At 56.3% G+C, this 10,686-nt stretch carries 14 protein-coding genes; all 14 read right to left on the bottom strand.

The window, feature by feature from the left end; translation table 11 throughout:
• Positions 1 to 143: 143 nt before the first annotated feature.
• Entirely contained in the window at positions 144 to 692 is a 549-nt protein-coding gene (locus tag VGP75_RS13575; protein WP_327544180.1) for a hypothetical protein, read from the bottom strand.
• Positions 692 to 2,440 carry a hypothetical protein gene (locus VGP75_RS13580; protein WP_327544181.1) on the bottom strand — a complete coding sequence of 583 codons (1,749 nt, stop codon included), beginning with the start codon at positions 2,438 to 2,440 and terminating at the stop codon, positions 692 to 694. Before VGP75_RS13580 ends, VGP75_RS13575 begins: the two co-directional genes overlap by 1 nt.
• Positions 2,430 to 3,209 (bottom strand): hypothetical protein, encoded by a 780-nt coding sequence (locus VGP75_RS13585; RefSeq protein WP_327544182.1) that lies wholly within the window; start codon positions 3,207 to 3,209, stop codon positions 2,430 to 2,432. Before VGP75_RS13585 ends, VGP75_RS13580 begins: the two co-directional genes overlap by 11 nt.
• Positions 3,206 to 5,041: a hypothetical protein gene (locus VGP75_RS13590; protein WP_327544183.1), complete on the bottom strand. Its 1,836-nt coding sequence runs from the start codon at positions 5,039 to 5,041 to the stop codon at positions 3,206 to 3,208. The genes VGP75_RS13585 and VGP75_RS13590 overlap by 4 nt, the downstream gene beginning before the upstream one ends.
• A 189-nt stretch (positions 5,042 to 5,230) precedes the next feature.
• Positions 5,231 to 5,611: a hypothetical protein gene (locus tag VGP75_RS13595; protein WP_327544184.1), complete on the bottom strand. Its 381-nt coding sequence runs from the start codon at positions 5,609 to 5,611 to the stop codon at positions 5,231 to 5,233.
• Positions 5,611 to 6,015 (bottom strand): phage tail tube protein, encoded by a 405-nt coding sequence (locus tag VGP75_RS13600; protein ID WP_327544185.1) that lies wholly within the window; start codon positions 6,013 to 6,015, stop codon positions 5,611 to 5,613. Before VGP75_RS13600 ends, VGP75_RS13595 begins: the two co-directional genes overlap by 1 nt.
• A gap of 64 nt (positions 6,016 to 6,079) precedes the next feature.
• Complete coding sequence (gene gp17 / locus VGP75_RS13605; RefSeq protein ID WP_327544186.1) at positions 6,080 to 6,502, bottom strand: tail completion protein gp17; 423 nt, start codon at positions 6,500 to 6,502, stop codon at positions 6,080 to 6,082.
• On the bottom strand, positions 6,499 to 6,939 hold the full coding sequence (locus VGP75_RS13610) for an HK97 gp10 family phage protein (RefSeq protein ID WP_327544187.1): 441 nt from the start codon (positions 6,937 to 6,939) through the stop codon (positions 6,499 to 6,501). The genes gp17 and VGP75_RS13610 overlap by 4 nt, the downstream gene beginning before the upstream one ends.
• Positions 6,936 to 7,280, bottom strand: coding sequence for a phage head closure protein (locus tag VGP75_RS13615; protein ID WP_327544188.1), 345 nt, complete (start codon positions 7,278 to 7,280; stop codon positions 6,936 to 6,938). Before VGP75_RS13615 ends, VGP75_RS13610 begins: the two co-directional genes overlap by 4 nt.
• Positions 7,281 to 7,551: 271 nt before the next feature.
• On the bottom strand, positions 7,552 to 8,229 hold the full coding sequence (locus VGP75_RS13620) for a head-tail connector protein (protein WP_327544189.1): 678 nt from the start codon (positions 8,227 to 8,229) through the stop codon (positions 7,552 to 7,554).
• Positions 8,226 to 8,441: a hypothetical protein gene (locus VGP75_RS13625; protein WP_327544190.1), complete on the bottom strand. Its 216-nt coding sequence runs from the start codon at positions 8,439 to 8,441 to the stop codon at positions 8,226 to 8,228. The genes VGP75_RS13620 and VGP75_RS13625 overlap by 4 nt, the downstream gene beginning before the upstream one ends.
• Complete coding sequence (locus VGP75_RS13630; protein ID WP_327544191.1) at positions 8,438 to 8,713, bottom strand: spike base protein, RCAP_Rcc01079 family; 276 nt, start codon at positions 8,711 to 8,713, stop codon at positions 8,438 to 8,440. The genes VGP75_RS13625 and VGP75_RS13630 overlap by 4 nt, the downstream gene beginning before the upstream one ends.
• 56 nt (positions 8,714 to 8,769) lie before the next feature.
• Positions 8,770 to 9,222, bottom strand: a complete 453-nt coding sequence (locus VGP75_RS13635; RefSeq protein WP_327544192.1) for a hypothetical protein — start codon at positions 9,220 to 9,222, stop codon at positions 8,770 to 8,772.
• Between the two features lie 59 nt (positions 9,223 to 9,281).
• A complete protein-coding gene (locus VGP75_RS13640; RefSeq protein WP_327544193.1) occupies positions 9,282 to 10,586 on the bottom strand; it encodes a phage major capsid protein in 1,305 nt (434 codons plus the stop codon).
• Between the last annotated feature and the right edge of the window lie 100 nt (positions 10,587 to 10,686).

Raw genomic sequence — 10,686 nt, forward strand, 5'->3', positions numbered from 1 at the left:
GCGGTGCAGCGTCAGGCGCATTTGGGCAGGGGTGCAGATCATGCGCGCGCGGTCCTGTGCCAACACTTCGGCAGGGTCGATGTCAGGAAGATCAACCTCGACAAATTCAACCTTGCCGCCCGAAACTCTAGCTACGGTGCCGATCATGTGACTATATCCCGGTATGAAACGTAGATGGAAAGGTTGTCTGCGCTCGTAAACGTATCACTAAGAGGTGATATTTTAATTGCGTTTACATCGGCAGAAAAATTAACAATATCGAACCTGCTAATGAAACTAGACCCCCCGCTTTTAATGAACCCACTGTCAAGATGCGTAACAGGAAGAGAAATCCACCTGTCAGCAAAAGTTGTTCCCAGCCTAATACCGCTAGAATAAGATGTGCCATTGTCGGATGAGAATTGTAATTGCGCAGTAAAGTTTGCGTCCCCAGAACCCAGTGTAAGGTTTTTCCAGCCGAAAATCCATTGACGTGACACAGGAAGATCAATGAACTCAATTTCCGACACAGTGGCCGTTGCGGTATAGGTTGCAACGCGGGTTAAGGCTGACCCAATACCCTGCACCCTTGGCGCACCCGCCGCACCCTCAGCAATGGCAATGGGGTTATCCCGCAGCGCCGTTACAGTCGTGCCAGAGGGCAAACCCCCGACACCCACCGCGCCATTGCTAAGCGTTGTCCAGTCTGCCATTAGAGCCACCTAAACGGCGCAGGGTTCCCGCCCGCGTCCGTCCCATCATCGTTAAGCCAATATCCCACCGTTTTGCGCTCCTCTGCCGTAGCGTCTGCCCATGTCGGGCTTGTCGTGGCCTCATCAACCCAAAGCCAAAGCACGCCAGACATATTGTTATCCTCTGCCGTAAAGCGATAGGTTGCGCCGCTTTCAATCTCTTGCGCCGAAAGTATAAGCCAATTATTGACTTGCGGCAAACCGTCAAAATCCACATCCAGAAAATGACTGACGTTCACGGGGTTGCCTGTCCAGAACGCCCGCTCCGTATTCAGGTCAAACGTGATCTCCCGCCGCACATCTTTGAAGCGGTTAAGGTATGTCAGGCCGACTGTGTTGGCGATTGCGCCCGTGTTGATAAAGCGGCAAAACAACTCACGCACAGCCGGACGCCCGCCATATTGGGCTTGCTTGTCCGCATCAATAAACACCGCTGCATTCTCATAACTGGCGCTATCAGTTGATGACAGGGCAGGGCTGCGAAGATTGTAATACACGAAAACCTGTGACGCACGTTCTTCCGGCAGTTCCTTGATTGAAAAGCTGCCCGCCTTAATGTCCACATCGTCCGATATTTCTTGCGGCAAAAAATCAGGCCGAACCGCTTTCAGGAATATTTCCTGATCGCGCTCATCCCACCAGATATTCGCCAGCGCCTGCAATGCAATCTCGCCCAGAAGCGAAACAACCTTATCGGGCTTGCTGATATATGCCGTAAAATCAAACGCCGAACGGAAGAGGGCTTTTTCGTCATCCCATGCCGTTTTGTCGATCAAGGCCGGGTCAATGTCCGCCCAATCGGTCAGCAACTCATAAACAATATCCTGAAACGGCACGCCCTCCCAGAACAGCACGCGCTGCACCCGCGCGTTTTGATCGTGGTCAGAAGCCTCGCTGCGAAGCGACCCGCGCGTCAGGCCCGTAAAAGACAGGTTCCCGCCGATCTCGGTCAGTCCGGTGTAGCGCATTAACTCATCGCCAATCCGGATGATCCCCGGCGCAGTTTGGTAATCTGCCAGCACCGCGCCCGCCACCTCTAGCGTTGTGGCCGAGGCGTCAATATCAAGGGCCAGCACCCCCGGCGATAGCGAAGGCGCGGCAACTTCACTCACGCGGTTAAGCAAGTCTTTTGACCGGATTGTCACCCCGTCCCGGCCCGCGTCGATCTTCTCAATCTCATATTGGCGCATGGTCATTTCTGACAACGCCTGCCCGCGATACCCAGAATAATGGTTGATCCTGTAGCCCAAATGAAACGGGTTGCGCTTCAGCCATTTGGACCAAAACGATCCGCGCTCTTGCGGGTCATAGCCTCGATCTGCAACGTAAGGATCGGTCCCGACATCATTCCAAGGAAAATCATTGATCCGCACACTTAGAACCGCGCGATAGCCAAGCGGCCCCCGATCACGCGAACCGCCTGCCACGTTTAGAACGGTAGGCGCTACGCTAGTGGATACTAAGCCCCCAATGGCAAGGGCAGGCTGAAACGCGCCCGCATCGTCAATCCATTCATGCGCTTCATCCCGCACGAAATAAAGCGGTAACGTGTCTGACATATCCAGCGCCGCGCGGAATTTGCAGGTTGCGTCTGTGTTCCAGCACTCAGTGCCAGTCGCCTCGCAAGCCCCCACGCCAAAGACTTGGCTGCACAATGGCTGCACGATCTCAATGACTTCGAGCGGTTCTGTTGCGAAGCTATCCGGCATAACCTGTCACCTGCATTCCCATGGTCACGAAATTACGCACTCCCATGTTCTGTGGCGATACGTCACCCTGCGCCCAGGCCCACGCCACATCGTAAGACATTTTCGCCGGGTTGCCTGCAATCGCAAATGGCTTGAGCGGTAGTGTCTGCGCGAATGGCTCGAAGTTGTCGCGATACCACGGGGCGGTGATATGCTGCCAATTATAGGCCGTTGAATAGGCCATCCGCTTCTTTGTGCGCCCAAGCCATTGCCCGGTTTCAGAAAACGATTGCTGCCCCTCTGTGACCCGGCTCCATAGCGCGGGATTGTGTCCACCATAGATAGCACGCTGCATTTGCAGGGCCTTGCCAGCGCGGATGATCGCGGCATTAGACGCAGACGGAACGGAAACGCGGTAGCGGCGCACGTCAAGGTCCAGCCCGGTGCCAGTGTTGACCATGACGAATATAGGCGTGTTGTCCGAAGGCGTAAACGTGGCCCGCGCGGTAAGCCCGCCCGTGGTCGCGCCGCTAGTGCCAATGGTGATAGCCTTGCCCGCTAGGTTGTGTCCTGCGATAAAGAACGTATCCACGGGCGTATTGGCGTCAAACTCAAACGTCCAGTCACCCGCGCCCGTGGTGACCCAGCGTTGCGCCGTGTAATCGTTTGCCGCCAACTCTGCGCCATTGCCATCGCCCGTAGCCGACCCCGGCTTGAAATCCCAAAGTATCCGCGTATGGTTTAGAGGCTCGTTGCTGCCGACCGTATATCCGGATGTAATCAAAGTCATCCCAGCACCCCGCGCACGTTGCCGCCATTGCGCTGCGCCTCGTTAAGCTGCTCAATCATCTGCCGCGCGAATTGCTCGCCAAAGCCCATTGGATCGTTCTGTAATGTGAACTGGAAGGTTGTGGTTGGGGCTTGGGCTTGCTGTGCTGATCCGCCTGCGCTGCCACCGCCAGCAGCGGATGCCGCAGATGTGCGACCACCGCCGCTGCTTGATACACTGTTGATTGCGTTTACAAAGCCAATGCCCTTGGCGATAACCGCCGCCGCAGATGCAAAACCAAACGTGCCTTTGCGCAATTCGCGCGCCGCCCCTGCCAAAGTGTCAATCCAAGCCATGCCTGCGTTAAACACCTTGGACGCTTTTAGAAGCTTGTCATTTCCCTGCCCCGCCGCAGCCAGTATCTGACCAAAGCCCTGCGCCGCAATTTGCAGGTTGCTTTGCTGGCGCATTTGCTCGATCTGGCTTGACCGCCGCGCATACTCTTCTTCAAGTCGCGCGCGGGCTTCAAGGTATTCTTCTTCGGTCATTAGCTTGCGTTCGAAACCTTCGTTCAGAACTGACATGCTGTTTTCATACCATTCTTGAACAATCTCAGCCTCAGTTGCCAAGCCCTCTTGCAATGCCTCAAGTCGCTGCTCAAACTGATCGCGCACGGCCTGACCGCCGCCGATTGACGGTATTGCAACAGGCTCGTCAACTAAGGCAGGAGGCTGGCGCGGACGAACCGTGTTGCTGTCAGCTTGGTTTACCTCAACCCCACCAGATGGGAACTCAATGGGAGGAAGGTTGGTAATGAAATCTTCCGTTTCACCAGTTAACTCACCATCGCCAGTGCCGCCGCCAGTGACGCCACCAAACGAACCCATGCCGCCGGTTATGTCAGCCGCAAGCCCGCCCATTTGGCTACCTTCTTCCAGCCTATCGTAGAAAGACTGCAATGCACCAGCGAGCAAGCCAACATCATCCGCCGCATCACGCGCCGCGCTTCCAACGCCACCAAAAGAACCTTCCAGCCCCGGCCCGGCCAAAGCTACGGCGTCCATCAGGCCGGGGGTTTCCTTAAGCAATTCCAGCAAGTCGTCAGTCGGCGGGTTAAGCCGATCTGCAATAGCCCCCGCTACGCCCAAAAGGCCGTTAGAAAACCGCTCAACGGCTGGCGCAACCGTAACAGCAAGAAGATTGCCTATGCCGCCAAATGCCTCTCCAAGCCTGCCTACAGCGTCATTGGCGCGCTCAATCTGCTCTGCATCTGTTTGCGAAATAGCAATGCCAAAACGGCGCTGGAATTCGGTCGCGTTTTCCAGCTTGTCGCCATAGCCATCAAGCATGTTGATGACTTCACGGCCAGATCTCCCAAACACTTCCATTGCCGTTGCCGTTTGAACGGCAGGGTCTTCTATGGCGTTTAGACGTTCAGCAATGCGCTCAAACTGCTCATCTGCTTCCAAGCCTTCCAGATCACGGATGGAAAGCCCAAGAGCCTCAAATGCTCGAACCTGCGTTTGCGTGCCGCGCTGCAATTCGACAATGTTGCGCTGCATGATGCCGAGGCTATTTGTTAGCGCGCCCGTGCTTACGCCAGCCTCAGCAGCGACAAGGCTCATCGCTTGGAAGCGATCCGCCGTCAGGCCGATCTGCCTTGCCTGCTTGGTCAGCGCATCAAGGTTTTCCATGCTGCGCTTAGTCATCGCCAGCATGGCGGTGCCAACAGCTACTGCCGCCCCCGCGACGCCAACCGCGAACCGCTTGGCAATTTGCTGCGACTTATTAAGGCCCTTATCAAGTCCGCTGGTGTCAGCGCCGATCTTTACATTAAGCGGTGGCAGGCTCATTTTTCCAAGTCTCCATCCACTCCGTTAGATCATCCACATCGCCCCGTGTAAGCGACCCAGCGTAATCGCCTTTTTCCTTCGGCCTCTTGGCCTCAAAGTAAACGGCTATTTCCGAAATGGTCATAGCCCAAAACTCAGACGGCGCTACACCGTGGCCCGCGACAAGCGCCATATTCATGCCGTCAAAGTCTAGGTCGCTTTGCGCGTCCGCGTCTTCTTCGGCTTCTGTTCTTGTGCCGGGGCCTCTGGCTTTTTTCCCAGATCAATCGTTGGGTTGACCGACTGGATAAAGGCTCGCTGTAGGCTCTGCACTTCCCCCAGATCACCCGACAACAGCCAATTATATGCCTCATCCTCGCTCAGCTTGGGCGCATCAGCAGCGGCAAAGATAACTTGAACAACTGGCACAATATCAAGAGGATCAACGCCGCCGTAATAGCACAAGCTAGACTGGTTAAGCAGGTGGACCCCATGCGCCTTGAGCCGCTTTAGCAGCAGGATTGAAGGCGAAAAGAAATACTTTTGCCCTTCATAATCAAAAGACAATTCGCGATTTGCGCTGTCGGTCATTACACTGCCGCCGTGAATGTGATTGCACCTGCGCTTTCAAAGGTAGCACTAAACGTAGCCGCCTCTGCGCCGTCGTTGCCGCCGGGGGTAAAGGCCGAGATGCCAAAAGAACCGGTGTATGTGCCAACACCAGTGATGACAAAAGACATGTCCTTTAGAACTTCGGTCGCATCAGCTGACCAGACCGCCAGCGTGTCATCCTTTACAATGCCGCTGCACGTCATTGACATGCTGATAACGCCGATCTCGCCAAGCAACTTGCGCACACCGTCATCGTCCTTGTCGGTGATGTCGATATGCTCTCGGTTGATGGTCAATTCGTCCGTGCGAGCGCCCGCAACGTCAGCCGCGCTAACACCGCTGCCAACCTGCACACGGACCTTGCGCCCTGATAGTGCTGCCATGTCTTAGCCCTTTCATGCCTAAGTTTGCAAAGTTATATCACGGACCTGCAAAGTTTGCAAAGCCCTATGCTTCGTCCAGCACAACGCGAAACAGCATGACCGCGCGGCGCGTCTTGCCGCTATCCTCCCAGCCGGGGATTATGCTTTCCAGCGTCGTATCTACCCAAGCCGCATTGGCAACCGTTAGCGGATACCATTCTAGAGCCTCGCGCACCCGGCTGGACACATCTGCAATGGCGTTCTCCACGCTGACAGATGATGTTGCGCGCGCGTAGGCGTCGATCTGGACAAGAGCATCAAGGCCACGGCTTGCCTTGGTATTCCAAGGGCTTTCATTTGCCTGCGTGATGACCACATACGGGAACGGCCCTAGCAATTCGCCATCGTCAGCCTGCGGTGCTTTTGGCGACCACACGTCACAAGAAAGTTGCGCGTCAAGCCTGTCATAAAGAGCCTGCCGAAGATCAGAATACTTAGGCGCGGTCATGGTGCCGCCTTTCTCAATGCCGCCTCAAGGCGCTTGATGTATTTGGGCCGGATAGCCTCGACAGCTGGAACCCATGCGGGGCGCGGGGCTATGCGTGCCGTGCCAAATTCCAGCATTGCGGCATAGACTATTTCGCTTCCAACCGTTGCAGACATAGCGCCTTCTCGCTTGAAGTTGACGCTGGACGCAAGCCGCCCCGTGTCTGTTGCTGGTGCCTCGCCCGGTGCCGATGCTGTATGCGTGCGGCGCGGATTATATTTCTCATACGTCCGACCGCTCGCAGGCCCGCGCTGATACCGCTTCACAATATCCCCGCGCAACTCAAGCCCGGTCGCGTTCACCGCATCATCAACGTATTTCTGAGCCTGCGCCCCATAAGCCCGCAAAGCCGCTGCGAGTTGATCGCCACCCTCTAGCGTTATCGTCGCGCTGCTCACGTCGCCACCCCGCCGTCTAATTCAATGACAAGCCAACGGTTGCGCAATTCCACGTTATCAATGGCCGTGATGTTATATGCGCGGCCTGCGATGGTCACGCGGTCAGCCTCTGTCAGGTCTGCAAAGTAGCGCGTCACGATCCGGTTGCGCGTTGTCGCCTCCGTGCGCATTGCCTGCCAGCGTTCGCCGCCCGACAACATCTTGAAGCTGCACCGCGTTGCAGCACCAGCAAGGTTAGACCAGCCCTCAGTCCACCCGCCCGACCCGTCAGATGTGCGCGCCTTGCGCTGAAACTGGCAAGACGTGCGAAGCATTCCCGCGTTATAGTCGCAACACTTCATATCGTTCGCCTCACAACAATGACGCGCGCCGGAGTTTGATCTGCCCGCGCCCAAACGCGCGCTTGCCCGACTTGAGACTGGCATTCAAAATCCCAACGCGGGGGGAAAGATTGCACAAGAATAGATGCAGCATCTAATGCAGGGGCAGTCGCGCTATCATTAAAATGCAATCGCACATTGTTTGCGGTTTCAACCTGCAATGCCAGCGCATTGTTGCCGCCAAGAACCTCGGTCCATTCGCTTGCGGTCAGGTCAAAGGCTATGGTCTGCATTACAGCCTCTTGACCGCGTAGGCATCCAGCAAGCCGCGCGCTGATCCTAGCGCATCCTCTGGCACGCAATCATCCCCGTAATGCGCGTGCAAGTATGCCGCAACCTGCTTCACCGCGCGCTTAAGTGTAGCAGGAACAGCAGCGCCATTCGCGCCATATCCTGCCGTGTATTCAATTTCGATTGCGTTAGCTGCCCGCAAGGCAATCGGCCAAGTTGCCCCGCTCTTTAACACAAGACGCCCCGGCCTGCGGAATAGGTCCACATCAAAAGTTGCCGCAATATTCACTGTCGCGGCATTGCCTGCCTCGTCGTAAACCGTGACGCTATCGACCGCCGATAGCGGATAGCGAGGTGGTTCAACCGCACGCAAGCTATTCGGCGCGTATATTTCGCTGATAGGCAACTGCCGCACTCCATCCCACCACAACTCTTGACCGGCTGGCCAGTGATCTAGCGCTAGCTTCCAAGTCTGAGTAATGAAGGCAATGCCTGTCATTTGCTCGATCAATTCGCGCGCCTCGGCAATCAAGGCATTGGCTTGATCGTCTGGCAACCCCGTTTCGGTTTCGGCAAGTTGTGCGCGCAATTCCGCAGCCGTTACAGGCTCAGATGCGGGGGGTGTTACCAGCACATGCCCACGGTGTTGCGTGCGAGGGATCGATGGCCGCAGGCTCATTTGCGTGGCCTTCCGCGCTTGGCTTTCGTTTCCGGTGGCGTCATGGCCTGAGCATCTGTGCGGGGATCGTGCAGCTCTTGCGCCGCGCCATCCTCAAGGGCTAACTCAGCCGCTTTGCCTGTGACAACCTGCCCAACCGCAAAGGCCACCACAACGGCCCCAGAAGGCGCGCAGCGGTAGCCATCTTTTCGCGTGATCTTTGCCGTGGTCATGTCATAAACGCCCAAATGCCCGTTGCAGTTGTTCCGGTGGATTTAACGCGGCTAATGCCAACCGGCAAAATTTCTTCGGCTGCAATCGGGTATGTCCGCTCGTTGCCTTCAACCGTTACGATAACCACGTCGCCCGCGCTGCCCTTGCAGACAATGCCTAGCGCCACCGCGCCCGCAAGAATATCGGCGCTATCATTTGGCGTGACAGGCAAAACGTCACGCGCAAGGCCGGTAAGGTTGCCGCCCGAACTTGTCCAAGGGTTTGTTGCCATTCCAATAGCCTCCTGTGCTTAGGATGGGGGCTAGTTGCCCAGCCCCTCACCTAAGATCAGGTTGCCGCCGTGGTCGCGCCTACAGTAGCAACAGGCGCGCGGTGCGGCTTGCCAAGAGCGGCAAGAGCCTGCACGGTTGCGTTCGTGCCGGTGGTGCCGGTCACAACAGCGCGCACATAACGCTTGCCGCCAACGTAGCCAACACCGCCAGCAATGACGCCATTGGTCGCATCAACAGTCACGGCAACAGTCGTTCCGCCGTCGCTATTCGCCAAAAGACCAGCGGTCGGCACATCGACAAAGTCCGAAGCATCCGTAGTGTCCGAATGTTGCAGCTTCATCGTAAAGCCATCAGCCGTGCCTGCATCGGTCACGGTGCCGGTCTCAAGATAAACCGTCAGGGCGTCGAACCCGCGCCGGTCAATGAGTGCCGAGTTGTTTGGCGTTACGCCGGAAAGCGTTTGAACCGCGCCCCGGATTACTTGAACATTAGAAATCATATCGCGCATTGATTTACCCCTTTTGCGCTAGAGAAAACGGGGCGGCAGGTTCACCGCCCCGCTATTGGTTAGCTCGTAAATTCGATCAGCTTCAAAGCCTCGAAATTCACCACATCGCCGCCGGTGCGCTTGGTCGTGTAGAACAAAACAAACGGCTTGGCGGTGTAAGGATCGCGAAGAACGCGAATGCCCTCACGGTCAACGATCTGATATGCGGCGCGCATGTCACCAACAGCAATAGACAGGCTGTCAGTCGCCGGGTCGGGCATATCTTCAAACGCTGCCACCGGGTAGCCCAAGAGCGTTGCAGGCTGACCCGCAGCAATCCCAGGCGACCAGAGATAAGCGCCGTCGCTGTCCTTCAGCTTGCGCGTCAGCTTGGTAGTGGCACGGTTCATAAACCAAGTTGCATTGGCACGATACTGAGCCTTCAAGCCATAGAGCGCATCAATCAGCACATCGCCACCATTAGGCGCGGCTGCAAATGCACCGTTCGCGCCGGTATTGAAGCGCTCAATCTGTCCCGGCAAGGTCGTGCCGCTTGCGTAGGACAAGAAGCCGCGCGGCTTATCAACGCCATCGCCAGCGACAAAAGCTGCGTTTTCAGCCAGCGAAAACTCAAGTGCAACCTTGTCAGCCAACCAGCTTTCCATATTGAGGGAGGCGTCGTCCAACAGCTTTTGCGTAGCCGCAGGCATGGCGGACAGTTCATGCACAGGAATGCGCCACTTGCCCAGATTGGGCGTGCCGCTTTGAGTGCGTGCAGCAGTCTCACCGACCCACACAGCCGCAGCGCGCTCAAGATCAAACAGACCTTCAAGCGCATCTGTGCTGACACTTTGGATTGACGCAAACGCCCGCATTGGCGATGTTTCGTCAATCTTTGTGACCATGCGGCCCGACATGTCAGGATAAACGACATAACCGCCAGACGGATCAAAGCCCACCGAAAGCGACTTGCGCTGATCCTGCGAAAGCGCGTCCATGCCTTTTTTCATGTAGACGTTGGCAGCGGCTTGATAGTCGGCCATGCCTTTCGCGTCCATGTCAAATGGGCGCTGGTCGTAAGCCATAGCTGTAACCTCAGCCCACTTGCTGGCCTTGGCTTCCATGTCGATCTCTTGCCCGTTGGCATCGGTCACAACACGCTGGCTGCGCTTGATCGCCAGAAAGTTGTCGTCAACCGTTTTCTGGAATTTGTCCAGATCGGCCTCGATCTTGTCCAGCTTGGATTTGGTTTCAGGCATTTCAGCGCCGAGGCGCTTGATTTCGGCCTCGCGTTCTGCATCTGCCTTTTTGAATTCGTCAAACGTTTTGTTGACGCCTTCAATAGCGGTCGTGACCTGCTTAAGGTCTAGTTCTTGCCCAGACATTTGGAATGCTCCTCTAGTCGTCTGATTTGATCCATAAGGGCATCAAAGCCCCCACTTTGCGCATCATCCGGCTCAGCATCCCGCTGCCCTGATATTGCTT

This window comes from Yoonia sp. (genome assembly GCF_036007805.1).
Lineage (GTDB): Bacteria > Pseudomonadota > Alphaproteobacteria > Rhodobacterales > Rhodobacteraceae > Yoonia.